This window comes from Sporofaciens musculi, assembly GCF_009830285.1.
In the GTDB taxonomy this organism is placed as follows: domain Bacteria; phylum Bacillota; class Clostridia; order Lachnospirales; family Lachnospiraceae; genus Sporofaciens; species Sporofaciens musculi.
Genome location: NZ_WUQX01000001.1, coordinates 1,948,248 through 1,969,679, shown reverse-complemented (window position 1 = coordinate 1,969,679; position 21,432 = coordinate 1,948,248). Strand labels below are relative to the sequence as shown.

At 48.2% G+C, this 21,432-nt stretch carries 30 protein-coding genes and 2 pseudogenes; 3 read left to right on the top strand and 29 right to left on the bottom strand.

All coding sequences use genetic code 11. From position 1 onward, the window contains the following. Positions 1-74 precede the first annotated feature (74 nt). The 7 genes from mobQ to GN277_RS09745 form a co-directional block, all read right to left on the bottom strand. Positions 75-1,664: a MobQ family relaxase gene (mobQ, locus tag GN277_RS09775; protein WP_159750886.1), complete on the bottom strand. Its 1,590-nt coding sequence runs from the start codon at positions 1,662-1,664 to the stop codon at positions 75-77. A 147-nt stretch (positions 1,665-1,811) separates the two neighbouring features. Further along, positions 1,812-2,294, bottom strand: a complete 483-nt coding sequence (locus GN277_RS09770; protein WP_016222938.1) for a GNAT family N-acetyltransferase — start codon at positions 2,292-2,294, stop codon at positions 1,812-1,814. 433 nt (positions 2,295-2,727) lie between these two features. Further along, positions 2,728-3,240, bottom strand: a complete 513-nt coding sequence (locus GN277_RS09765) for a DUF5720 family protein (RefSeq protein ID WP_159756559.1) — start codon at positions 3,238-3,240, stop codon at positions 2,728-2,730. 1 nt (position 3,241) lies between these two features. Further along, a complete protein-coding gene (locus GN277_RS09760; RefSeq protein ID WP_004054629.1) occupies positions 3,242-3,535 on the bottom strand; it encodes a DUF3847 domain-containing protein in 294 nt (97 codons plus the stop codon). Beyond that, entirely contained in the window at positions 3,528-3,866 is a 339-nt protein-coding gene (locus GN277_RS09755) for a cyclic nucleotide-binding domain-containing protein (RefSeq protein WP_159750885.1), read from the bottom strand. The genes GN277_RS09760 and GN277_RS09755 overlap by 8 nt, the downstream gene beginning before the upstream one ends. Beyond that, a complete protein-coding gene (locus GN277_RS09750) occupies positions 3,856-4,047 on the bottom strand; it encodes a hypothetical protein (RefSeq protein ID WP_044903452.1) in 192 nt (63 codons plus the stop codon). Before GN277_RS09750 ends, GN277_RS09755 begins: the two co-directional genes overlap by 11 nt. 137 nt (positions 4,048-4,184) lie before the next feature. Beyond that, a complete protein-coding gene (locus GN277_RS09745) occupies positions 4,185-4,379 on the bottom strand; it encodes a hypothetical protein (protein ID WP_159749058.1) in 195 nt (64 codons plus the stop codon). 319 nt (positions 4,380-4,698) lie between these two features. On the opposite strand from GN277_RS09745, the gene GN277_RS09740 reads away from it, so the two are divergent. Beyond that, the gene (locus GN277_RS09740; protein ID WP_120475371.1) at positions 4,699-5,508 is read left to right on the top strand and encodes a helix-turn-helix domain-containing protein; all 810 of its coding nucleotides are present in this window, start codon (positions 4,699-4,701) and stop codon (positions 5,506-5,508) included. Positions 5,509-5,596: 88 nt separating this feature from the next. Here the strand turns inward: GN277_RS09740 and GN277_RS09735 are convergent, their stop codons facing one another. The 3 genes from GN277_RS09735 to GN277_RS09725 all read right to left on the bottom strand — a co-directional run bounded on the left by GN277_RS09735 (position 5,597) and on the right by GN277_RS09725 (position 6,403). Beyond that, positions 5,597-5,944, bottom strand: coding sequence for a hypothetical protein (locus tag GN277_RS09735; RefSeq protein WP_103240839.1), 348 nt, complete (start codon positions 5,942-5,944; stop codon positions 5,597-5,599). A 100-nt stretch (positions 5,945-6,044) separates the two neighbouring features. After that, complete coding sequence (locus GN277_RS09730) at positions 6,045-6,263, bottom strand: SymE family type I addiction module toxin (protein ID WP_120475368.1); 219 nt, start codon at positions 6,261-6,263, stop codon at positions 6,045-6,047. After that, the gene (locus tag GN277_RS09725) at positions 6,215-6,403 is read right to left on the bottom strand and encodes a hypothetical protein (RefSeq protein ID WP_004080812.1); all 189 of its coding nucleotides are present in this window, start codon (positions 6,401-6,403) and stop codon (positions 6,215-6,217) included. Before GN277_RS09725 ends, GN277_RS09730 begins: the two co-directional genes overlap by 49 nt. A 125-nt stretch (positions 6,404-6,528) precedes the next feature. Here GN277_RS09725 and GN277_RS09720 point away from each other — a divergent pair, with 125 nt between their 5' ends. Next, positions 6,529-6,744 (top strand): helix-turn-helix domain-containing protein, encoded by a 216-nt coding sequence (locus tag GN277_RS09720; protein WP_004080811.1) that lies wholly within the window; start codon positions 6,529-6,531, stop codon positions 6,742-6,744. Between the two features lie 42 nt (positions 6,745-6,786). Here the strand turns inward: GN277_RS09720 and GN277_RS09715 are convergent, their stop codons facing one another. From GN277_RS09715 to GN277_RS09640, 16 genes and pseudogenes are all read right to left on the bottom strand, one after another. Beyond that, positions 6,787-7,014 (bottom strand): helix-turn-helix domain-containing protein, encoded by a 228-nt coding sequence (locus GN277_RS09715; protein WP_004080809.1) that lies wholly within the window; start codon positions 7,012-7,014, stop codon positions 6,787-6,789. A gap of 135 nt (positions 7,015-7,149) precedes the next feature. Next, positions 7,150-7,308: a Maff2 family mobile element protein gene (locus tag GN277_RS09710; protein WP_084415108.1), complete on the bottom strand. Its 159-nt coding sequence runs from the start codon at positions 7,306-7,308 to the stop codon at positions 7,150-7,152. Between the two features lie 281 nt (positions 7,309-7,589). Then, positions 7,590-8,420, bottom strand: coding sequence for a class I SAM-dependent methyltransferase (locus GN277_RS09705; protein WP_159750884.1), 831 nt, complete (start codon positions 8,418-8,420; stop codon positions 7,590-7,592). 322 nt (positions 8,421-8,742) lie between these two features. Beyond that, positions 8,743-10,080: pseudogene (locus tag GN277_RS09700) on the bottom strand (VirD4-like conjugal transfer protein, CD1115 family); the annotation flags it as partial. Positions 10,081-10,110: 30 nt separating this feature from the next. Beyond that, positions 10,111-10,296 carry a transposon-encoded TnpW family protein gene (locus tag GN277_RS09695; protein ID WP_057572172.1) on the bottom strand — a complete coding sequence of 62 codons (186 nt, stop codon included), beginning with the start codon at positions 10,294-10,296 and terminating at the stop codon, positions 10,111-10,113. Then, positions 10,293-11,144, bottom strand: coding sequence for an ATP-binding protein (locus GN277_RS09690; RefSeq protein ID WP_159756553.1), 852 nt, complete (start codon positions 11,142-11,144; stop codon positions 10,293-10,295). Before GN277_RS09690 ends, GN277_RS09695 begins: the two co-directional genes overlap by 4 nt. A 64-nt stretch (positions 11,145-11,208) precedes the next feature. Then, a complete protein-coding gene (locus tag GN277_RS09685; protein ID WP_159750883.1) occupies positions 11,209-11,985 on the bottom strand; it encodes a replication initiator protein A in 777 nt (258 codons plus the stop codon). Between the two features lie 73 nt (positions 11,986-12,058). After that, a complete protein-coding gene (locus GN277_RS09680; protein WP_159750882.1) occupies positions 12,059-12,445 on the bottom strand; it encodes a cysteine-rich VLP domain-containing protein in 387 nt (128 codons plus the stop codon). Next, on the bottom strand, positions 12,435-14,066 hold the full coding sequence (locus tag GN277_RS09675; RefSeq protein ID WP_159750881.1) for a relaxase/mobilization nuclease domain-containing protein: 1,632 nt from the start codon (positions 14,064-14,066) through the stop codon (positions 12,435-12,437). The genes GN277_RS09680 and GN277_RS09675 overlap by 11 nt, the downstream gene beginning before the upstream one ends. Then, positions 14,038-14,433 (bottom strand): plasmid mobilization protein, encoded by a 396-nt coding sequence (locus GN277_RS09670; protein WP_159750880.1) that lies wholly within the window; start codon positions 14,431-14,433, stop codon positions 14,038-14,040. The genes GN277_RS09675 and GN277_RS09670 overlap by 29 nt, the downstream gene beginning before the upstream one ends. 107 nt (positions 14,434-14,540) lie before the next feature. Further along, positions 14,541-14,753, bottom strand: coding sequence for a hypothetical protein (locus GN277_RS09665; RefSeq protein ID WP_159750879.1), 213 nt, complete (start codon positions 14,751-14,753; stop codon positions 14,541-14,543). A gap of 20 nt (positions 14,754-14,773) precedes the next feature. Then, positions 14,774-15,178: a winged helix-turn-helix domain-containing protein gene (locus tag GN277_RS09660; protein WP_159750878.1), complete on the bottom strand. Its 405-nt coding sequence runs from the start codon at positions 15,176-15,178 to the stop codon at positions 14,774-14,776. A gap of 44 nt (positions 15,179-15,222) precedes the next feature. Next, on the bottom strand, positions 15,223-15,423 hold the full coding sequence (locus GN277_RS09655) for a helix-turn-helix domain-containing protein (protein WP_016289817.1): 201 nt from the start codon (positions 15,421-15,423) through the stop codon (positions 15,223-15,225). Next, on the bottom strand, positions 15,410-15,853 hold the full coding sequence (locus GN277_RS09650) for an RNA polymerase sigma factor (RefSeq protein WP_159750877.1): 444 nt from the start codon (positions 15,851-15,853) through the stop codon (positions 15,410-15,412). Before GN277_RS09650 ends, GN277_RS09655 begins: the two co-directional genes overlap by 14 nt. Before the next feature lie 104 nt (positions 15,854-15,957). Next, complete coding sequence (locus tag GN277_RS09645) at positions 15,958-16,368, bottom strand: DUF6194 family protein (RefSeq protein ID WP_330587188.1); 411 nt, start codon at positions 16,366-16,368, stop codon at positions 15,958-15,960. 35 nt (positions 16,369-16,403) lie between these two features. Next, positions 16,404-16,706 (bottom strand): hypothetical protein, encoded by a 303-nt coding sequence (locus tag GN277_RS09640; protein WP_147413095.1) that lies wholly within the window; start codon positions 16,704-16,706, stop codon positions 16,404-16,406. 105 nt (positions 16,707-16,811) lie between these two features. Between GN277_RS09640 and GN277_RS09635 the strand changes: the two genes are divergently transcribed. Next, the gene (locus tag GN277_RS09635) at positions 16,812-17,759 is read left to right on the top strand and encodes a helix-turn-helix transcriptional regulator (protein WP_159750875.1); all 948 of its coding nucleotides are present in this window, start codon (positions 16,812-16,814) and stop codon (positions 17,757-17,759) included. 227 nt (positions 17,760-17,986) lie between these two features. On the opposite strand, the gene GN277_RS09630 is transcribed toward GN277_RS09635, so the two are convergent. The 3 genes and pseudogenes from GN277_RS09630 to GN277_RS09620 all read right to left on the bottom strand — a co-directional run bounded on the left by GN277_RS09630 (position 17,987) and on the right by GN277_RS09620 (position 21,408). Beyond that, positions 17,987-20,353 carry a recombinase family protein gene (locus tag GN277_RS09630; protein ID WP_159750874.1) on the bottom strand — a complete coding sequence of 789 codons (2,367 nt, stop codon included), beginning with the start codon at positions 20,351-20,353 and terminating at the stop codon, positions 17,987-17,989. 63 nt (positions 20,354-20,416) lie between these two features. After that, positions 20,417-20,941: pseudogene (locus tag GN277_RS09625) on the bottom strand (type IV secretory system conjugative DNA transfer family protein); the annotation flags it as partial. Further along, a complete protein-coding gene (locus tag GN277_RS09620; RefSeq protein ID WP_159750872.1) occupies positions 20,938-21,408 on the bottom strand; it encodes a PcfB family protein in 471 nt (156 codons plus the stop codon). The gene GN277_RS09620 and the pseudogene GN277_RS09625, both read right to left, overlap by 4 nt. Between the last annotated feature and the right edge of the window lie 24 nt (positions 21,409-21,432).

The window sequence follows — 21,432 nt, the reverse complement described above, 5'->3', positions numbered from 1 at the left end:
TTGTCTGTAAATCCATTTTGTTTAAAAAGAAAAGGCACCTGCCAGCGATTTCAAATCACAAAACAAGTGCCTGTTTAAAGTTCCATATTCTGTTGTTTCTGTGTCCGGGGCGGCTGGCGTTTCTCTGCCTGCTCCTGCCGGATGCGTTCCTGCCGCCCTTTCAGGTTCCCCTGTACGGACGGTTTCTTCCCCGGCTCGGCGGTCTGTCGGTACTGCTCGGATGGCAACACTTGGTTGAGCCAGCGGCGCACATCCCGCAGCACTTTTACATCTGCCTGAACCGCTTCCAGCTCTTCCCCCTGTTCCGGCAGGGCAGAAGTAAGCTGTTCCCGTTCCGCTTCCAAATCTTTGCGGGAGTAGGAATTGCCTTTCAGGTTGGCTTTCAAATACCGGATGGCGGCATTGTAAGCGTCCAGTTCCTCCCGGTGGCTCTCCGCAAACTGCTCTTTTTTCTTCTTCCAGCCGATGGCGGCGTACTCCTTATGGACTGGCTTGTTGGCTTCGTATTTGTCAATGTAGGACAGCATGGTGTCGATGGCTTTGATACGCTTCTCGCTTTTTTTCACGCTCTCCATGACAGAAACGGCGGTCTGGCTGATTTCGTCCAGCCGGGTGTCAAGGCTTTCCACGGTGGAGATTCCTTTTTCCCGCAGAAAATCCATTGCCGCCTGTACCTTGTTGAAGTCGGCAACTGTGCCTTTGAGCTTCCCTCTGGAAGTCCAGCCGGCACGCTGTCCGCTCCGCAGTTCTAAATACTGTGAGAGCAGCTCCGGTATGGTCGGTTCCTTCGTCTGCTCCAATGCTTCCATCAGGGCGGCTTTTTTCTCTTTTAAATCGGCAATCCAGCCTTTTAAGTGGCGCACCATCTGGCGGATGGACTGCATGAGGGAGTTGGCGGCTTTGATGTCCCGGTTCAGGTTGCCGATGCTGGTCTGGATTCCTTTCTTCTCCATCTGGCAGGCGGCTGGCCCCATGTGGACGGTGGGGATTTTATCAATCCCTTGTCGGGCATAGGAGCGCAGGTCAAGCCGTTCCGGGCGGTGATTGGCTTCTAAGTAACGGTTAGCCGTGTCCGCCCATCCCTGCCGCCAGATTTCAGAGTATTTCTGGTCGTTCCAGTCCACGGTGTTCTCCTTATGGCTTTTCCATCTGCCGGACGGGAGCCGGATTCTTTCGCCGTTTTCGTCAAGGTCGTATACCTTGCGGCATTTGGGGAGCCATTTCCCTTTTTCGTCCATCGCCCGCATGGTGAGCAGGATATGGGCGTGGGGGGTGCCGTCCCCTTTGTCATGGATGGCAAAATCGGCTATCATGCCTTTGGAAACAAAAAACTCCCGGCAGTAGTCACGGATAAGGTCGGCGTGCTGTTCCGATGGGATTTCCCTTGGGATGGCAAGCACGAACCTCCGGGCTAGTTGGGAGTTCCATTGTTTTTCCTGTGCTTCGGCAGAGTTCCATAAGGTATTGCGGTCGGCATATTCCGGCGGCACATGGGGCGGGAGCATGATTTCCTTGTGGGTGACTTCGGTTTTATAGGGATAGTATTTCTGCTGCTGGTCGTATTCAGAAAACAGCTTTTCGCCGCTCTGGTAAGCAGCGGCAGAAACAGCGGATTCGTTCTCGCTCCGCTGGACGATAGTGATTTTACAGTGCGGGCATGGCAAATGTGCGCCCTCCTTTCTCCCGGATTCCGGGCAAAAAAATAGCAGGATACCTTTTCAGATTTCCTGCTTGGGTGTGCCGCTGGTGGGCGGCGGGTTATTTAGTTCTTTGATAGGCTGTTAGTTCGACAAACCGAAAGTTGTTAAACTTTATTTCATCACTTTCTGCATTTTATACTGACCTTCTAACCTGTTTTTAGGATTATCAATTTTAACAATATGAAACCCGCACTTATTGACATAGAAATTATGATTTCTACTCGAAAAAATAGGTGTTTCTGTTTCCCAAATCTCTGTATCAGGATATAATTTTTCAATCATATTCCACACCTTTATTCCCAATCCCTGATTTTCATAAGCCGGGTCAATAAAAATATTCCCCAGAAAGTTGTGATTATTTTCATTTATCCACAAGATTACTCCACCAATCAACTGTTCATTTAGAGAAATACAATATGAAGAAGAATCGTTATGTAATCCCCATTTTCTTAAAAACTCTCCATTGTTATATCCATCTGGTCCGCCTTTTTCCTTACCAAGATGTATTCTTGTATCTTCATCAAAAGCCCGCTCCATTATTTTAGTTAATGTATCTATATGTAATTCCTCTAATCTAATGAGTTTTAGTTCCATATCCGTTCTCCTTTCAGCTTGGTTAATTCCGATTTTTCACTAACTCCATTATACGCTGTCCCATTGAAAAAGTGTAGCTGAATTTCGGAAAACTTGTCGGACGGAAATAGTTTTCAACGCAAGGTAGTTCCGGGCGGCAAGTCTACAAAGGGGTAGCTGGCGGAGCCAGCGCAGGGGAAGGGTAGCTTCCCCTGTGATGATTGGAGCAGATTGAAAATCTACGAAAATCATCTGCTGTCCGCAGGACGCTCCCGGCAGGGCGCAATGCACCACTTCCCTAAGTGGTGTATAATTGCGCCCTCTTTCAGAGGGGGATTTTCCAGCTTGTCATTTTGGAAGCCGTCAACGTGAACGCGCCCGGCTCGTCCACGTTAAAACTTCCCGGCAAAAATCAAGACGCGCCCGGCGCACTTTGATTTTTGAACACGCATTTTTACCGTTCCTGCTGTTTCGGTTTCTTATCTGGATAGAGCTTTCCGTCAACAACGGCGGCATGGCTTTTTATTTTGATTTCTCCCTCCTGCTCGCTGCGCTTTGCGTTCCTGTAGCCTTCATCGGAGAGATAAAAGCGGAACCGCTCCCCTTTAAAGCCAACAAAGCATTGTTTCTGTACTTCCACCATAATCATGTGGCGGGTTTCCGGGCGGAACCGTTCTTTTCCTGACAGGTCATGCCCCTGTAAAATCTGTTCCTGTGCTTTTGCCACCGCAAGCCGCTGACGGATAGAATTGTTGTTTTGTTCTGTCGGGAACTGTGCTTTTACACTGGCAATAAACTGGCTGCACTCTGGTTCTGGTATTCGTTCCAGTCTTCGGATGGCGTTCTCCATGATTAACTTTGTCATTAAATCCGCTGTTACCGATACGATTTCTTTTATGCCTGCAAGAGTTTCCGCCTTGGTCGGTGCGGCATTTTGGCAAATAACATTCAGCTCATTTTTGAAAATTTCATTTCATATCCTCCTTCTGGTTTTCTGCAAGAACCTGTTCCAAAAGACATTTGGTGTCGCTCCGGTGGAACAATACTTTTAAAATGGTGCTGACCTGTTCATCCGTCACGGCTTCCGGGTGGGGGAGATGGCTTTCCAGCATTGCCCCTCTGGTGCAGAGCCGGTGCGTCCGTTCCTTCCGGTTCAGGGTCTTTATCTGGTGTTCCAGCATTTTCTCCTTATGCTGCGCCCGCCGCAGTCTGGCTTCGGTCTTTTCAATCTCCTGATTCAGTTTTTCCAGCTTCTCATTCATGGGCAGCGTCCTCCTTCGGGAGCAGGATATAGATGTGGCTGACCTCCCCGATTCCCTGGCGGACACGCATAATCATTCCCGCCTGTTCTAACTCATTCAGGGAACGCTTGCAGGTCTGGGGGCTTCGGGAGAGTGCCGCCGCTATCTCCATGACGGGGAAGCGGATGAACAGAATCCCGTTGCTGTCCTCGGTTCCCCTTGTCAGGATTTCTTCCAGCAGGCGGGCATACATGACCTTTGCCGTGTTGCTGACCGGAAGCCGGAGCATTGCCTTTGGGAGCGGCATACAGGGCGGCAGGGGCGTACTGGCTATCATAAATTCACAATTCATTGGATGGTGTCCTCCTTTTGGCTCGTTTGGATAGGTAGTGGGGGCAGTCGATAATGACAGCCCGGAAACTCTGCTTGCACCCATGCTGGCATTTCCGGCAAAGTCCGTTGTAGCTTCTGCGCCCCCGGTCGTTCAGGAAGAAAGCAAGCTCTTTCTTCAACTTCTTTGACATTCTCGGCATAGTGCCTCCTCCATAGAAAAACCGCCCGATTCAGCAGGTACAGCCGGAATGGGCGGGCAGTGGTTTTTTGTGTATCGTTTCGGGGCGATTTTCAGAAGAAATACAGCCGTAGAGCCGCCCCAAAATCCCCCTTGGTATTACGGGCAGGGCAGACTATGCCCCGTGAAATTGTTGTGTTTCGGTATCGTTTCGGTGTTCATTTTGCCGGTTCCCTCTGCTGTCGTTCCTGCCCCCGTCTTTGGCGGCGTTTCGCTCTCCTTGGTACGCTCGTTGCGGTCAGGGTTCCTCCGTTTCCCTGCCGGAAGTCGTTGCGTTACATCGCCGGGGAGCATATCCCATACAGGCCGGTCATTCGATTGGAATAATCCATCGATGAACTGCCTATATCATATGACATTTTTGTACCATGTGCCGTATGTCCACGAATCAGGAATAAAGCCCAAAATCTGAAAAATTCCACGATTGCGGAAAAGGCTTTCTGCCGGACGGGTGCAAAATCAGATGTGCATTTTGCACTTCTGAAAATCCGGGCAAATCAAAAGCGCATTTTGCGCCTTTGAAAAGAATCACAAAGGGAAATGCGCCCGGCATGGATATGTGGTACAATGGGGATGGCGGCAAAAGCTGGCCGCAGGGAAGGAGCAGGAAGCCATGAAACAGGGGATAACGATTCAGGAGCGGTTAAAGGATTTAAGGACGGAGCGGCATTTAAAATTAGAGGAACTGGCGGCGGCTACAAAGATTTCCAAATCAGCCTTGGGAAGCTATGAGAATGACGAACTCAAGGAAATCAGCCACAAAAACCTTGTGGAGCTGGCAAAATTTTACAGCGTGTCAACGGATTACCTGCTCTGCCTGACAGAGAACCGGAACCATCCGGGCATGGAACTTACGGAGCTGCATTTGAGTGACAGCATGGTGGAGCTGTTGAAAAGCGGGCGTATCAACAACCGGCTGCTGTGTGAGATTGCCACACATGAGGATTTTGTTACCCTGATGACGGACACGGAGATTTATGTGGATGGTGTGGCAACCGCCCACTTTCAAAACTTCAACAGCCTTCTGGAAGTCCTGCGGGGGCAAGTCCTTTCCCAATATCAGCAGGCGGAGGAAGATGCTGCGTTAAAGGCGTTGGAAGCCATGCAGGTACAGGAAGAAGATTATTTCTGTCAGGTCACGCACCGGACTTGGGACACTATCCTCCATGCCATAAGGGAAGCGCACAAGGACGATACGGACAGTGCGCCGGACGGCTCCAATGGCATAAAGCTAATCAGGGACGCAAAGAAGGCGCTGGCCGTGCCGGGTTCCTATCTGGATGTGTTCACTGCCCTGATGTGTACGCAGCTACAAATCCGGTATGAGAAGCTGTCGGAGCAGGAGCGCACGGTTTTGAAGAATGTTATGAAGAAAACTCCGGCATATAAGGATTCGCCGTTGAGCAGGATGAAGCGGAGATAAGGAAATGCCGTTGCTTGGGATTTTTCCATGCAACGGCATTTTGGGTGGTTCTGATTCAATTTTTAAGCGCACAAACTGGAATTTGTGGTTAGACGATATTCTCACCCAAAATTATTTTAGGCATTGTAGTTAAACATCTGTTCCAACGTTTGTAAAACTTCTCTATACCAAGTTTAGATACTCTTGCATGAGCTTCTTCATTTTCTAACACCCAATACAACACATATGTTACCTTGCCTACATTTCTCGTGAGTCGAACAGGCAATTCCCCCTCTTTAACCGCATTAAAATCTTTTTGTCGATGAGTACGTTTTATATAATGTACATCAATGACCCCATCTTGTTGTAAATAAAATTCGGCAACTTCTTTCATTAGTTCTTCTATTTCATCTAATTTGGTTAATTTCGCTTCATATATGCATATTTCATTAAACATAAAACACCTCCTCAAATTCAGATTTGTCGATAGCTCCATTATACCGCAGTCACTTTCCAGAGGGAATAGATTTTCCGAAAAAATCATTGTGTCATAAACATTATTCTGTTGAATCTGCTCTTTTCCCGTTTTTTGTGATGATAAGCTGCCCCTGCTGGCATTTCACGGTGATTTTGTCCCCTGCGGAGAATCCAGCCTGTTCCAGCCACTTACCTTGTAAAAGAATCTGCGGCGGAGATTGCTTGTAATTGCCACGTCCATAGCATACGGTCAGTTTGCGGTCGTCCATCCGTCCTCCTTTCCCGCTGCCTTCCGGCATACGATTTCAAATACATTCCCGTCCTCTGTCCTGACAATGAACAGATTGTTCCTCTCATCAGCATTCAGGTCGATAATCCCCATTTCCTCGCTGTCATTCAATAAATCAAAAAGTTTGTCCTTAAAATAATCCAGTTCCATTCCTCTTTGCCCTCCTTTGGATTTGTTGCGTTCTGATTCCCAGATTTGCATAAATAGGGAACATACACGCACCATATCATTATAGAACGACACAGCTTAAAATACAAGAGGAAGGAAGTGATAGAATGATAAAATATGACCGGTTATGGGACACATTGAAAGAAAAAGGTATCAGCCAGTACAAACTAATCAAGGACTATGGCATTGATAAAGCCCAACTCCACAGGCTTCGGAAAAATATGGTTGTCAAAACCATGATTCTGAACAACCTGTGCCGGATTCTTGATTGCAGGATTGAGGACATTATGGAGTATGTGTCGGACGATATGGAAAACAAATAGGAGTATCTCAAAACGTGACATATTTGAGATACTCCTATTTTGTCATTCTGCTTTATCTGCAAAATCTTTTTCTTGTTCCAATTCAATTACATCTAATATGCCACAATTCAGGGTTTCGCAAATCTTTGTCAGCGTTTCCATACTGATATGTTTCCCTTTGCCCATATTGGCAATCATATTTGTGGTCAGTCCAGCGGCAAGCCTTAAATCCTCTTTCCTCATGTTTCGCTCTATCAGTGTGTGCCAGAGCGGTTTGTAGCTGATGTGCATTTTTCTCCCTGCCTTTCTGCCCCGGATGGGCGTTTGTACCCATTATATCAGGATTCTTGCTAACTCACAAATATTTCTTGACGGTATCGCCGGTTCCGTCTGGATTGTGCTTTTCCTTTCCTCTTTTGATTACCTCTAATTAGCCATGACCTGTTTCATGCCCTGGGATTTTGCCCCAGGGTTGTCATTGCCATAACCTTCCAGAAGGTTGATGACGCCCCATGCGCCGAGGCCGGCGCCCAGAGCAATAACCAGGATTTTCAGGGTATCAATCGCACTTGCAAAAAAAGCCATATAGTTCCTCCTTTAATTTAAGAAATCATGTTTTTGTAGTGTGGCCGTTTCAGGCCGGAAACGAAAAAACGCCCCTGTGCTTCAGGAAAATTTACATAAAGCACAGGGGCGGCATAGTCCAGGGCGTACCTGGAAAGTATTCAGTTGTCAGGGGAGGGGCACGAATCCTCAAAAGAACCTCCTTTCAGAGTGGTCAAAACTAAGTCCTAGCACTTTGACAGGCAGGGACAGTATTATGTGGTTTGAGCTTTCAAATTTCTAGCCATGACCGCATAATTAGATTATTTTTCTAAAAGTATTGCAATCGTGAAACTGTCTTTGTTATATGGACTGCCTGCTACATCACCAAAAATGCCGCATACCTTAAAGCCAGCTTCTTTTACCTCCTTAATCAATGTTTCTTTTGTAAAACATGTATTCCAAATGTAATAGGTATTTATTTCATTATCTGAAATAATAGATGTCTTCTCTAATGTCACATTATCGGGATATTTATATAATCCATTAAGTTCAAGGTAACTCCCCTCACGCCAAAAGCCGTTATGATTACAGAATTTCCATGTTTGACTTTCAGTGAAAGATTCATATTTTGCTGTTCCGAAAACGTCTAACAGAAATTTCCCACCGTATTTTAAGTGCTGATACACGTTTCTCATAATAATCTGCCTGTCAGATGTTGATAATGCTCCATAGTCACAATATATCATTGTTCCAAAATCAAAATCTTTTTTTAAATTCATTTGCAAATAATCTTGAAACAGATATGTAATACTTAATTCCTGCCGTAATGCAGATTCCAGTGCATAGTCTATTGACCTTTTTGAAAAATCAATGCCTGTTACCTGATAGCCCTCTTTTGTAAATCTTTCCGCATATATCCCTGGCCCACACCCAATATCAAGAAGTGTGGGATAGCAAATCGGGGCCACAAGCTCCTTTATCCATGCGACAGACCTTTCAATAAAATCCAATTTTCTGCTTGCACCCTCAAATTGGGGATCAAGGTGGGCTTTCAGCATTTGCTTTGAAATATACTCATCATTCCAAAAGGCACCCTCTGACTTTTTATAAAGGGGCGGTTTTTCTAAAGCCATACGCATACTGTCTAACATAATTGTTTTCTCCTTTCTTGATGGGAAAAGAAAAAGCCGCAGATTTTACTCTACGACTTATCTTTCCAATGATGAAAACAGTTAAGAGTAAAATAAAATCAAATATAGGTATACAAAATAAACTGCCGAAACAGCTTGTTTTTACCTATTGAATTGATTCTATCTACTCTTTTCCAGTCATACCCATGCCACCGATTTTATGGCATCAAATATGCCGGAGTTTCATCACCTTTTCTATTTAATTTTTACATGTCTATCTTACAGCGTATGACAGGCTTTGTCAATAATACCGCACAAGAAAACCAGACAGGCAGAGACAGCATTATGCAGTTTGTATTTCCTGTTCCAAATCTCCGGTTGTGATTTCATAATTGCGGTACAGCTCGCCGGGACGCACCGGCATTTTTGTAGATAAAAATTTCTCAATGTCAAAAGCGTTCTTCTCATTGAAATCGGAAAGCAGCCGGTAATTTGGGTGTCTGGTAATATCATATTTCCGGGAGAGGAAAGGACGCACGCCTCTGATCTGCAGCAGGCATTTCCCGCCGTCCATCACGGCCAGCTCGTCCACCGACATCAGGTCCTTTCCTAACTTCTGGAAGTTCTGGCCGTGGGATTCCTGATTGCCTTTGGTGACGCTGGTGTTATACATGTCGATGGTCTCTTTCCCAAGCAGGGAATTCCAGCTTTTCAGAGTGGTCTCTTCCTTGCCTCCCAGGAAAAGGGAAGCGTCACAGTTGCCGATGATGGTGTCCATGTTATCCTTATAAAGCGCCTTTAACTGGCTCTGCGCCTGCAGGACCAGACAGGCCGAAATCTCCCTGGAACGGATCGTTGCCATCAGCTTTTCCAGGTTTGGAATCTGCCCGATATTGGCGGCCTCGTCGATCAGGCACCGCACATGTACCGGCAGCCTGCCACCGTACTTGTCATCGGCACGCTCACACAGCAGGTTGAACAACTGCGTATAGGCCATACTGACAAGGAAATTGAACGTCGCATCCGTATCACTGATAATAAAGAACAGCGCCGTTTTCCTGTCCCCGACCAGATCAAGCTCCAGCTCGTCATACATGGTAATCTCCCTCACTTCCTTAATATCAAACGGCGCTAACCTGGCACCGCAGGAAATAAGGATAGATTTTGCGGTCTTGCCCGCCGCAAGTTTGTATTTCTTATACTGCCGGAGGGCGAAGTGGTCCGGGTCTTTCTGCTCCAGCGCATCAAAGAGAAGGTCAACGGCATTTTTGAAGGTCTCGTCATCCTCCCGGACCTCCATTGCATTTATCATTTCTACAAGAGTGGAAAAATTCTGCTCGTCTGCCGGGGCCTCATAATAAATATAGCCGATCAATGCCGTGTAAAGCAAAGTCTCGGCCTTGACCCAGAAGTCGTCGCCGGATTTTCCTTCCCCTTTGGTGTTTGCGATCAGCACCGTCACCAGTTTCAGAATATCCTTCTCGTTGTGAATGTAGGCAAAAGGGTTATAGTGCATACTTTTTGAGAAATTGATCGTATTGAATACCTTGATCTTATAAGGCTCATACACGGTTTTCCCATCCTTCCCCTTTACCGGTTTTCCGTCCTTGTCCAGCTTTGGCGCACCGCGGCTTAACAGCTTTCCCACCTCTATCAAGACCGTACCTTTTGGTAATGTCAAGTAGGGAATAAGAAAAAGTGTATCTTCTTTTCAGTTGGTTACACTGTCCTTGTCATTCTCAATAAGCCGCACTACCTTGTCCGTAAAGGTTTCCCGGCTCGTTTCGCTGAAATGGATATGTATGTCAAAGGTGGTATTCCCTATCCGCTTCACAAGGTCGGGCTTCACGTCCAGAGGGGCGGCGGTGCGGCTGGTCTTGCTGGTGTCATGGTTCATAGGCTCTCCTTTCCGTTCATCAATCCCCTTAACCGTTCCATTTTCCCCTGTGCTGTGGCTTTCCTGATGTTCTCCCCGGTAATGCAGACAGGGCAGCACATTTCAAGCAGACGGTCATAAATCCGGGCATGGGCGGTGTCCTCCGGGTGCTGTAATTCCTCCAGCGTCAAATTCGTTGTGACAATTAGCGGCTTCCGGCTTCGGTATCGGCTGTCAACCACGTTGTAAACCTGTTCAAGCCCGTATTCCGTGCCGCGCTCCATGCCGAAATCGTCAAGGATAAGCAGAGGGAAGCGGCAAAGGCGGTCTATGTATTCGTTCCTGCCCTTGTAGCTGGCGGCAAGGTCATTGAGTATCAAGGCAAAATTTGTCATGCACACGGAAATCTCACGCTCCATAAGGGCGTTGGCGATACACCCGGCAAAATAGCTCTTGCCTGTGCCTACCTTGCCCCATAGCAGATAGCCGATATTTTCCGCTTTCATTTCCTCCCAGTTCGCCGCATAGAATAAAGCCTTATCCATTTGGGGGCATTTGCCGTTGTCATTTTCAAAAGTCCACTGGCGCATGGCGGCGTTGGAAAATCCCCGGCGTTTCAGTTCTTCCACGGTGTCGCGGTGCTTGCGCTCCCGGTCGGCGGCTTCCTGCTTTTCCCGGCGTTTGCGCTGGCAGTCACATTCTTTCGGGTGTCGGTCACGTCCGAAAAGCCCCTTTCCCTCGGTGAAATAGGCTTCTTTGGGCTGGCGGCAGCTCCCGCAATATAAAAGCCCGTCCTCGCCCATGTAGTCCTCCGGCTCTGGCTCTGTTTCTGTGGCAAGCCGGAAAATAGCGTTATCATAATCACACATAAAATCGTCCTCCTTGTTCATGGTCTTATTCACGCCCTGTTTATGGGGCGTTTTATCTCCGCTGTCAAAGGCTCTCGCCCTCTTTGAAAGAATAATCGGGGATTCCCTTTTTCGGGTTCTCCTTTTTCTCCCTGTCCGCCCACCTGTAAAGCGTGGCGGCATGGCTTACATAGTCATTCCCGCTGGAAGCAATATACCGGCTCATTTCCTCGATAAGCCGTTCAAGGCAGTCCGGGTATTCCTGCTTCAGCTCCGCATATTCGCTTTCAGTGAGGAAAACATTCTGGTATTTGCCATAGGGTGCGGGCGGCTCTCCACTCGCTCCCATTCGTTGGCTCTCTTTTAGTTTGTTTATATTTAGTTGGTTAGGGTAAAGTTTTCTTTGTATCATAGGTAAAGTTTTCTTTGTGTCTGATGTACAGTTTTCTTTAGGACTGACATCAAGATTTCTTTGTGTCATATCTAAAGAAACCTTTACTACTTCCGGCACTTTCACATAAAGGCGGTTCGGCGCGGAAAATCCCCGGCGTTCCCTCTCTAAAAGCCCGGCAATATCCAGTTCTTTTAGGGAGTTCTGTATTGTCATGGTGCTTTTATCCAGTATTTCCGCTATCTCTGCTATGGGGTAGACAATATACGTCCTGCCCTCATTGTCCTGCCAGCCGTTCTTCTGTGAGAGGGTGGAACGGTCAAGGAGCAGCGCATAGAGCAGCTTTGCAGTCTGTGACAAGTCCATTTTCAGCAGAAATCGGGGATAGGGGAAAAAGGGCGGCATTGTGGTGTTGGCTGTAATGTATTCGGTTATGGTTTTCGCCTCCTGTCTGTGGCTTCTGTTACGCATTTAAAACGGCTTTTCCGGGGGTAAAGGATAAATGTACCGCATACCCGTTGAGCAGTAGCCGGGAAGCCTTGATTTACGGGGGTTTTGTATTTTCTAAAGCGTGACATTTCCCCCTCTGTTTCCGCTTACGCTGTGCGGCTCTGGTTCTTTTCATGCGTCCGGCACAATCGGGGCAGTATTTCCCCCGGTTGGATTTTGGGAGAAACTGACCGCCGCACTCGGTACAGCGTTTCAGTTCTGCCCGGTGGAGTAGGGCGGCTTCCAGTTTCCAGTCAAGGGGAAGCACGGCGGCAATGAACCAGCGGCAGAGAAGCGAATAGCTGATACTCTGGACGCATACACAAGGCTCGCCGTTATCCAGCACAATACAGTTGCCGTTATCGTAGTTACAGCACTCATGCACAAGGCGGCGGGCGGCTCTGTACTGTGGGTAGTCCATGTAGGGGCGTTTACCGTTCATTTTCCCGCCCCTTTCCCCGTTCCGGCTCCCGGCGCAATATTTTGTCAAGGTTGCCCTTTACGGTCTGCAATTCCCGGACGCTTGCTTTCTTCTCCCGGTACTCGTTGTAAAGGCTGTTCTTCTCTTTGGTAAGCTGCTCAATCTCGGTCTGTAATGCTTTGGACACTGGCAGCTTGGAGATTCCCTTTGCCTTGAAATACCGGGCGGCAGATTCGGAAATGATAAATTCGCTTTCGTGCTGCTCCCGGTAGTTTTTGCGGGCTTTCTCTGTTTTCTGTGCTTTCAGCCCGTCACGGGCTGGCTTGGTCTTGATGTACGCCAATAGCTGTTTCTGTAAGTCCTTTTTCTCCCGCAAAGTGCTTTCCACGGCTTTCAGTTCCGCATGGACGTTTGACAGCTCCGCGCTGGCGGCGGCAAGGGCGGCTTCCAGTTCTTCCGGGGAAGAAAAGCCGGATTCCTCGTAAACGCTCATGGTAGCCGCCATTTGCTTTAGATTGTGGACAGCCGCCCAGCGGTCATATCCTATGCCCTTGCCCTCGGCTAGCTTGGCTTCCCGGTCTACCATGCGCTGTACGCTGTCCTGTTTCGGTGCGTTTATAGCGGCTTTGCCATGCTGTAAGCGGTCTTTTATGCTGCGGGGGTATTCCTGTTTGGGTATGGGCTTTTCGGCAGCTCTGGCGGCGTTCTGTGCGTTTATGGTGAGTGCTTCCAGCACGGCGGCACGGTCAAAATCATCACCTAATTTCCGGGCGGTGATGGGCTTCGTCCTGTCCGGCATGAGATAGGATAGCCGCCCCCGGCTCTCCTTGACGGTCACGCCTTGCTGTAACAGCTTCCCGGAGAAGTCCTCAAAGGAAACGGCAGAGGACAGGGCGGTGCGTATCGTGCGCCGTAACTTCTCCTTGTCCGTTTCAAATTTCGTAAGTTGGGGCGGCTCTCCTATGGCGGCAAGGGAAGCGTTCTCTTTATCCAGTGCGGCTTGTCCTTTCCGCTTCGCCCAATACTCACGCTCGGTAACTCGGTTCTTGCTCCCGTTCAGCAAGTCAATCTGATAGAGGTTTTCCCGGTGGCACATCTCCATGACTTCCGCTTTGAAGTATTCCATAGCTGCGTCTGTACAGCGGTGCTTGCAGCCCTCCCTTGTGTCGGCTGGTCTTTCCATGTAGGGCAATAGCGGCACTTCCGCAATCCGCAAAGAATTGATTACGATATGCACATGAATGTTGCCGCTGTGGTTATGCCCGTCCGGGTGGGTGCAGACAAGGGCTTGGTGTCCGGGAAAATGCGTCTTGCAAAATTCCTCGCCCAACACTTGCGCCCGGTCTACGGTCAAGCCGTTGTCTGGTGCGTCACGGGGGTCAAAACTGATAATGTAGTGGTGGCTCTTTACGTCCTCCCGTTTCTGGTTCTTGCCGTATTTCAGATTGGAGCGCATACAGGCGATTGCAAAATCTTCATCACCGCAATTCAGAGAGGAAATGCGGTAATCGTCACGGAGAACAAGCCGCCCATTTTCATCAAGGGTGGGCTTCATGGTAAACTCGTCATGCTCAAAGGTTAGGTACTGCTCGGCAGCTCCGTAATCGGCATTTTTAGAGCTGATATGTTTGAATGTTGCCAACGGATTCACCTACTTTCTGCAAGACTTCAAACTTCAAGGCGGCAAGCTCGGCTATGGCGGCTCGCACTTCTTGGGAGAGGGCGTTATAAGGTGCGCCGTACTCGTTCAGACAGCGGGCAATCTGGTTCAAGTTGCCGCCGATTTTCCCGTACTCGGCTGTGAGTTTCCCAACGGCAGAAAGCAGTTCATCATTGACCGGGGAAACGGTGATAACCGGGCGTATACTTGACTTAATTAGGGCTTGCCGGATAAACTCGGCTTGGCTCATTTTGCAGAGGGTGACACGCTCGGAAAACTCGGCATATTCTTCCTCGGTCAAGCGTGTTTTGATTACCCGGCTTCGGTGGGGCGTGTTGTATCTTTTCATGGCTGTGAACCTCCTTTCATGGGTGGATTTTTTCAAGCGGCGCAAGCCGCAAAAGGCGGGCTTGGGGTGGCAACCCCAACAAGATTCCCGCAGGACAAAATGAGCGATTAGCGAAATTTGGTACTGTGGTAGAATCTTGCTCTTAGTAACTGACGGACTGCGCTGTGCTGGCTTTTGCCGTTTTCCCCCGGCTTGCATGGCGTGGATTCTGCCAGTTTTGCGGCGGTATTTTCCCATGCAGAAAAGCCGGAAATAAGCAAAATAGGCGTAAAAAAACAGGAAACCTTTTTCCTTGATTTCCTGTTTCGTATCTTCGCCAATAGCGGCGGTTATCCTGTTGTTATTCCCCGGAAGCAAACTTGTAGCCTATGCCTAAAACGGTTTTTATGTAAGTGGGATTCCTGCTGTCCGGCTCTATCTTTTTCCGTAGATTGCATATCACATTTGCCACGTTTGACTGGCAGCTTTCGCTTTCCATACTCCACACGGCTTCAAAGATTTGCGCCTTTGTGAATACCCTCCCCGGACTGGCGGCAAGATAGCAGAGTGCGCCGTATTCCAGACGGGTGAGAGAAATGTCTGTGCCGTTTTTCAGTACCCGGCGTTGGTACAGTCTTATTTCCAATCCCGGAAAAGTAAGTGCCGGAGAACGGGGCGGCTGTATGGTTTCCAACGGTATCATATCCGCAAGGGCAGCTATGGCTTTCTCAACCGCTTTTTCCTCGGTATCATTGAATATCAGCATGGCTATTTTCCCGACAACCCTCACCTCCTGTCATGCCGCCTTTTTCAGTCAAAGCGGAACTGGAACAGGGCAGTAATAAGCCGCCGTTTTATGCTGTCCTCAGTGTCTGTGTTGACGTGCCCGTTTTCAAGGGCGGCAAAGCGGATTCGTTTGCTGTAATGCCGTAAAACCTCGTCCACGGCTTCCGGCTCGCCGTTTGTCGCCCGGACAATGGTTTCATACGGCACAAGGTTAGTATTCCCCATGTGAAAATCCCTCCATTTCTTTCTGCAACATCTGTAATGCGCTGTGGATATAATGCCACGCCGTACTCTTGCAATGCCCGTATAAATCCGCGATTTCCTGCTGTGTGTAATTCCCGAAAAAGTAAAGGTAAATGATTTCCCTCTTTTTCTCCGGCAGGGATAACAGGGCGGCGGCAAGCTCCCCATTGGTGAGGATGATTGTCTGACCGCAGATTGTAACGGGGTATTGTTCGTAAGGTGATTTGAGAAATTCGTCTGATGTGCTTAGAGGGTAGAACTTTTCTTCTGTGAGGTATTCAAAGGATATTTCTTTTTGCCGCCGCCTGTTCCTGTCGCGCCATGCGTTGATGGCGGCATAGCGTATGACGACTTTGCAGAAACCATTAAAAGAATACATGATGTGTTCCCTGTATGCTTCTGTGCAATCCATAGAAATTTCCCCCTTTCTCCCACATGGGGTGCTGCATGGTTTACAGTTGCATTTATAAATCAGAGGGCGGCAGCATTGAACTGTCGCCACTTCTGTTGCATTATTTACTTTTTTCTTTTGTTGAATTTTTCTTTTGCAAAATCATAAGATTCTTGTATCATTGCCTTGAAATCCTCAAAGGTCTTATCAGAGGGATTTAAAACACATGCCCAGCTCATCCATGCGTAGACAGGGTGGGGAATAATGGTATCTAAAATGGTAAAATCATAATCCATTTTTACGATTTTTCCAGCAGGCGGACGCTCTGGAATATACCCAAATTTTTTAATAAAGGTCTGTTTCCTTAAACCGACATTCACACGATATACATTATCACGGTTCAACATAGAGCCTTTATCATTATCACCGTCTTTTTCTTTAACAGTTAAAACATATACTCCCCGTTTCAAAACTCCGTTTGGATTATAAAAAATCCCTCGTTCTCCCCAACTTTCTACTAATACAACATCTTTCAAATTAGACTGGCAGTAGGAAAGAATATCGTTTGGTGTCATGCCATTTCCTCCAAATGGAACATCATTGTTCCCTCGTCTGCTAAAGCAGAACAATACTCCTGAAATTCCGTAACCTGCGGCAACTTTTCCAAAGCCCCCTGTGCTGCCTCCATTGATGCCCACCAAATCATTTCAACCCATTTATCCTGCTTTAAATCCTTTGTTAATGACCGTTTTACAAATCCGGCAATATCTTTTTCAAGCACCTCATTCAATTTGTGATACATTCGTAAAAAATGTTCCTCGGTCACTTCTTGGTTTGTCTGAAAAATAACCATTTCAATCACGTTTTTATTCATAACATCTTGTCCTTTCGTTTGAGTATCATATTGCATTTGGTACATAGATAGTCTATCATGGAATAGTGACAACGGCTGTCACCATTCGGAAAGGAGTTTTTAAAAATGTCAAAAGCAGAACGGCTTATTGAAATGATGATAACGATAAATGCCAAAAAGGATTTTACAGTAGGCGAATTAGCAAAAGAATTTTCTGTGTCAAAGCGAACAATACTCCGTGATTTGCAAGAATTAGAACAGGCTGGATTCCCCCTTTATTCCGAAGTCGGTGCTGCTGGCGGGTATCACATCTTGAAAGAGCGCATTTTGCCGCCTATCACTTTTTCAGAGAATGAAGCCAAAGCTATATTCTTTGCCTGTCAAGCCTTGAAATTCTATCACGATTTACCTTTTGAACAGGAAACAATATCTGTTTTGAAAAAATTTTTGAACTGTCTGCCCTTAGATATACAAAGCAGTATTACACAAATTCAAAATAGTGTAGTATTTTGGATTCCAGACAGGCATTGCGATTCACCACTACTTAAACCAATGTTTCATATTGTCGTTAATCACCATTCAGCAACAATACAGTATTCATCAACACATTCTGAAAGTATACGCACAATTATACCGATTGGGCTATATGCTATGAATGGGCTTTGGTATTGCCCTGCATATTGCACCGTTGCTAATCAAATCAGAGAGTTCCGTATTGACCGTATAAAGGAAATAATAGAGGAAAAACCATATCCTAAAGGGAAATTTCCTGTTCCTGCGTCCATTCAAGAATATCTCGAAAGGTTAGAAATCGGAAATGATTACCACATAAAAATTAAGCTAACAGATATAGGTGCTAAACGCTGCGAAACTGAATTTTTACTGGCAAGGGGATTAAAAACATTCCCAACAGGCGGTGGTATAATCGACATGAAAATACGTCATGCAACTTTGGATTGGGTTGCCAATTACTTCCTGTCATTTGGAAACAACGCAACTGTCTTAGAACCACCAGAACTTGTGGAGCTAATAAAACAAAAGATATACGAATTACATCAGCATTATTGTAGGTAATATTGATGTATGAATGAGAGGGATTCCGTAGTAGTCGGCATTGCTGGTAATGTGTATAACTGGCTGTCTTATGGAATTGTGGGTAACTCTGTTTGCAGGACGTGGGAAAGCTGCTCTTTAGCTTTTCCATGTGCTGTGAATAGAGTTATCCATGATTCCATAGCCTGTTATGCACATTTCCACAATGCGCCCTTGCTTTTCCGTCTTTTGATATTCAGAGAGGGCGGCTATGCGCTTTGCTCTGTTTTCTCGGCGGTGATTTCCTGTTTTTTCCTGTGGTATGCTTCCCTCCTTGCGGCAAGGTAATTCTCATAGCGTTCTACCGCTTCGGGGTTTCCTGTGGCGGCTTCCTCATACATTTTCTGCCGGGATTTCTTGGTGGCTTCGGATTGATATGCCCGCTTCTTTGCCAGTTCTGCCGCCGCTGCCGGGTCGGTTTCGGCTTGCTGTACCAGTTTTTCCCTTGCGATTTTCTTCCGGCTCTTATGGGCTTCCAGCCGTTCTGTTTCTTCCGGCGTTAGGGCTTCCCCCTCTTTCTGGGCGGCGGCAAGCTCTTTGAGTGTCCTTGTTTTTGGCTGTCCGGCTTTCTGCCTTTCGCGCCACGCCTTATGCTGTGCGGCTTTTTTCCGGCGGTGTTCCGCAAGCCGTTCCGCTTCCTCCGGCGTAAGTTCTGCCCCGGTCTTTTCAATCTCCATAAGCTCCTTTAGTGATTTCTTCTTAGGCGGCTTGGGCGGCTCTGTGGCTTTTCGTTTCTCCCGCCATTCCTTTTGCCACTCCCGGTTATGTGCAAGCCGTTTTTCCTCCGCTTCCTGTTCCTCCGGCGTGAGAAGCCCCGCTTTCTTCCTTTCGGTAAATGCCCGTTTCTCTGCCTTGCGTTTCTCATACCGTGCCTTTTCAAGCTCCTTTGACCGGGCTTCCTTTGCCGCCTGTTCCTCCTGCTGGCGGCGTTGTTCCTCTACCTCTGCCGGGGTGACGATATGGGCGGGTACTTCAAATGCGCCGATAAAGTTTAAATAAATGTCTATCCGCTGGTGGCGGTCATTCCCCCGCCCCTCGCCCTCATGCACAATCACTTTCTCGATAAACTCGTTGAGCATGGGCGTTGTCAATTCGGAGAAGTCGGTATAGCGTTTCACAAGCTGGATAAACTGGTCTGTTTTCAGCTTATCAGCGTTCCAGCTTTCAATCTGCCTTTGCCATTCCGCTATGGACGTTTCCAGCCCGGTCTGTTCCTCGTCATATTCAGCAAGAAGCCGGGTAAAATGCTTGTCGGGTATCTTGCCCGTGGCGTTGCCCTCGTACAGCTTTTTTACAAGCCCGTCAAGCTCTCTATGCCGCTTCTGTGCCTTGTTGATTTTCTGTCTGCACTCTTTAACGGTTTTTTCTTGGTTCTGGTCGGACGCTTCCCGGACACGTTCTGTAAACTCCTTTTCATTGTGCCGCACATACCAGCTCACACGCTGGATAACGGCAAGGATAGCGGCTTCAATCTTCGCCGTGGGGATATGGTGCATGGTGCAGTCATGGATTAAGTGGCGGTAGCCGGAGCAGATAAAAGCGTCCTCAATCCATTTTCCTTGCACAAGGTTGTAGCGGTGTGTGAGTTTTGAGCCGCAGTCGGCGCAGTATAAAAGCCCGGTCAAACGGTTCGGGGCGTTCTGCCGCTTCGGGGCGCGGCGCACGGTTTCCCGTATCTTCTGTACGGTCTGCCACGTTTCCACGTCCACAATGGCGGGGATTGCGCCCTCAAAGATATATTGTTCCTCCGGCGTGGTCTTGCGGCTGCTCTTGGTCTTGTAGTTCTCGCATACGGTTTTCCCCAGTACCTTGCGCCCCATATATTCCGGGCGTTTCAGTATGTAGCCGATAGTGGTGGCTGACCATGCGTAGGGGTCTGTGTATTTTGCCGCCCGGACTGGCTCGCCTGTCCGTTTCCAATGCTCGGACGGGATAGGGATTTTCTCGGTGCGGAGTGCTTTTGCTATGCTGGCTACGGTTTCCCCGGCAAGGACGCTCTGGAAGATACGGCGCACAACGGCGGCGGCTTCCTCGTCAATTATCCACTCGCCTTTTTCTTCTTTGGAAGCGCGGTAGCCATAGCAGACACTACCAGAACAGCGCAAGCCTTTTTCCATTCTGGACTTGAAAACAGCCTTGATTTTGCGGCTGGTGTCGGCAACATACCACTCGTTTATCACGTCACGGAAGATAGACATAATATCAAAGCCGTTGGCGGTGTCAAGGTTGTCATTTGCGGCGATAAAACGCACATGGTACTCGTCAAAGGTGCGCTTTAAAAGCCCCACTTCAACCACGTCACGCCCGATTCGGCTCTGGTCTTTGATGATAACCGTTGCCACGTTCCCCGCCCGGATTTCGTCTAACATAGCGTCCAGCCCCGGACGCTTGAAAGTAGTTCCCCGGATTCCGTCATCGGTAAAATGCCGGATATTGGTAAAACCGTTTTTCCTTGCGTAGTCCTCTAAAATCCGTTTTTGGTTCTCAATGCTCACGGATTCCCCTGCCCGTTCATCGTCATGTGAGAGTCTTTCGTATAGGGCGGTGAGTTTGTCTTTCTCTGCCTGCTTCTTCATGGTGTGTAACCTCCTTTCTTTGAGGGTGCGCGCTTCCCTATAACCTTATTATACTTATCTGTTCGGATCGGTAACGACATACGAGCTATGGAGCTGCATGAGGTTGGGTTTAATAAAAAATCTCGTTTTGCCGGAGCCGGAACCGCCGACTACCAGCACATTCTTATTGCGGGCATGGGCCGGATTTTTCGGCCTGCCGGACATCATAAGCCCCTCGGTCTGTGTCAGGATGATGTTGTTTTCCGGTTTCGGGTCCATAAAAGGAGCTATATCTGTTTTATTTCCCCAACGTGCAGAACCGTACTCCACATCCTTGCGGTATTTTTTTGCATTTTTCCCTTTCATATATACCGCCATCCGCACGATCACCGCACCGCATAATCCCACCAGCCAGTCCAGCGCCGCGCCGGGCCACATACTCTGAAAAGCCAGTGAGAAGCCTTCGGAAAGCCCTAACAATTTCTGTGAGGCGTCTGCTCCGGGGGCAAGGCGCACCGCCTCGCCCAGCTTCGCAAAGACCAGAAGGAACAAGAGATAGGGCAGATGGAGGATCACCTGCTTTTTCAGGGCATCGGTATCTATCTTCATCGTTCCGGCCCTCCGTGTTCCTTGTTCTTTACCCGGTCACGGCCAAGCGCCTGCGCCAGCTCCTTGAATTTATGAAGCTGGGAGAGCAGCGACGGCCTGGTGCTCCGGGCAAGGTCTTTTTGGGTATATTCCTTAAAGGCTGCTGTCAGCGCGTCCGCCTGGTTCGCTTTGAAATAGACCGTCCACTTCGGGGGATCGGTCCCCAACTCTTTTTCTATATGGTAGCGGACTTGGTGTTTCCGAGCATACCGCTCAAAGGAGCGGATTCTGCCAGACACTTCAATGGTATTGACTCCGGGGTCTTTGTAGGTCAGCCGTTTCATACTGTTTTGCCCGACTTTCGGGGTAGTGCGTTCCTGTTCCATTTTACGGAGTACCGTGGCAATCGCAGACCGCAGCACCCGCCCGGACAGCTTCGCCGCCTGGATGGAGACCGAAACGGTCCGCTGTTCCAATTCTTCCTGCATGTGCATCCTCCTTCCTGATAAAAT

Bases quoted from the DNA above. Each gene is read 5' to 3' on its own strand.
- GN277_RS09770 (WP_016222938.1), bottom strand. From the start codon at position 2,294: ATGGAACTAAAACTCATTAGATTAGAGGAATTACATATAGATACATTA.
- GN277_RS09760 (WP_004054629.1), bottom strand. From the start codon at position 3,535: ATGAATGAGAAGCTGGAAAAACTGAATCAGGAGATTGAAAAGACCGAA.
- GN277_RS09755 (WP_159750885.1), bottom strand. From the start codon at position 3,866: ATGAATTGTGAATTTATGATAGCCAGTACGCCCCTGCCGCCCTGTATG.
- GN277_RS09750 (WP_044903452.1), bottom strand. From the start codon at position 4,047: ATGCCGAGAATGTCAAAGAAGTTGAAGAAAGAGCTTGCTTTCTTCCTG.
- GN277_RS09745 (WP_159749058.1), bottom strand. From the start codon at position 4,379: ATGCTCCCCGGCGATGTAACGCAACGACTTCCGGCAGGGAAACGGAGG.
- GN277_RS09740 (WP_120475371.1), top strand. From the start codon at position 4,699: ATGAAACAGGGGATAACGATTCAGGAGCGGTTAAAGGATTTAAGGACG.
- GN277_RS09735 (WP_103240839.1), bottom strand. From the start codon at position 5,944: ATGTTTAATGAAATATGCATATATGAAGCGAAATTAACCAAATTAGAT.
- GN277_RS09730 (WP_120475368.1), bottom strand. From the start codon at position 6,263: ATGCCGGAAGGCAGCGGGAAAGGAGGACGGATGGACGACCGCAAACTG.
- GN277_RS09725 (WP_004080812.1), bottom strand. From the start codon at position 6,403: ATGGAACTGGATTATTTTAAGGACAAACTTTTTGATTTATTGAATGAC.
- GN277_RS09720 (WP_004080811.1), top strand. From the start codon at position 6,529: ATGATAAAATATGACCGGTTATGGGACACATTGAAAGAAAAAGGTATC.
- GN277_RS09715 (WP_004080809.1), bottom strand. From the start codon at position 7,014: ATGCACATCAGCTACAAACCGCTCTGGCACACACTGATAGAGCGAAAC.
- GN277_RS09710 (WP_084415108.1), bottom strand. From the start codon at position 7,308: ATGGCTTTTTTTGCAAGTGCGATTGATACCCTGAAAATCCTGGTTATT.
- GN277_RS09705 (WP_159750884.1), bottom strand. From the start codon at position 8,420: ATGTTAGACAGTATGCGTATGGCTTTAGAAAAACCGCCCCTTTATAAA.
- GN277_RS09695 (WP_057572172.1), bottom strand. From the start codon at position 10,296: ATGAACCATGACACCAGCAAGACCAGCCGCACCGCCGCCCCTCTGGAC.
- GN277_RS09690 (WP_159756553.1), bottom strand. From the start codon at position 11,144: ATGTGTGATTATGATAACGCTATTTTCCGGCTTGCCACAGAAACAGAG.
- GN277_RS09685 (WP_159750883.1), bottom strand. From the start codon at position 11,985: ATGCGTAACAGAAGCCACAGACAGGAGGCGAAAACCATAACCGAATAC.
- GN277_RS09680 (WP_159750882.1), bottom strand. From the start codon at position 12,445: ATGAACGGTAAACGCCCCTACATGGACTACCCACAGTACAGAGCCGCC.
- GN277_RS09670 (WP_159750880.1), bottom strand. From the start codon at position 14,433: ATGAAAAGATACAACACGCCCCACCGAAGCCGGGTAATCAAAACACGC.
- GN277_RS09660 (WP_159750878.1), bottom strand. From the start codon at position 15,178: ATGCTGATATTCAATGATACCGAGGAAAAAGCGGTTGAGAAAGCCATA.
- GN277_RS09655 (WP_016289817.1), bottom strand. From the start codon at position 15,423: ATGGGGAATACTAACCTTGTGCCGTATGAAACCATTGTCCGGGCGACA.
- GN277_RS09650 (WP_159750877.1), bottom strand. From the start codon at position 15,853: ATGGATTGCACAGAAGCATACAGGGAACACATCATGTATTCTTTTAAT.
- GN277_RS09640 (WP_147413095.1), bottom strand. From the start codon at position 16,706: ATGAATAAAAACGTGATTGAAATGGTTATTTTTCAGACAAACCAAGAA.
- GN277_RS09635 (WP_159750875.1), top strand. From the start codon at position 16,812: ATGTCAAAAGCAGAACGGCTTATTGAAATGATGATAACGATAAATGCC.
- GN277_RS09630 (WP_159750874.1), bottom strand. From the start codon at position 20,353: ATGAAGAAGCAGGCAGAGAAAGACAAACTCACCGCCCTATACGAAAGA.
- GN277_RS09620 (WP_159750872.1), bottom strand. From the start codon at position 21,408: ATGCAGGAAGAATTGGAACAGCGGACCGTTTCGGTCTCCATCCAGGCG.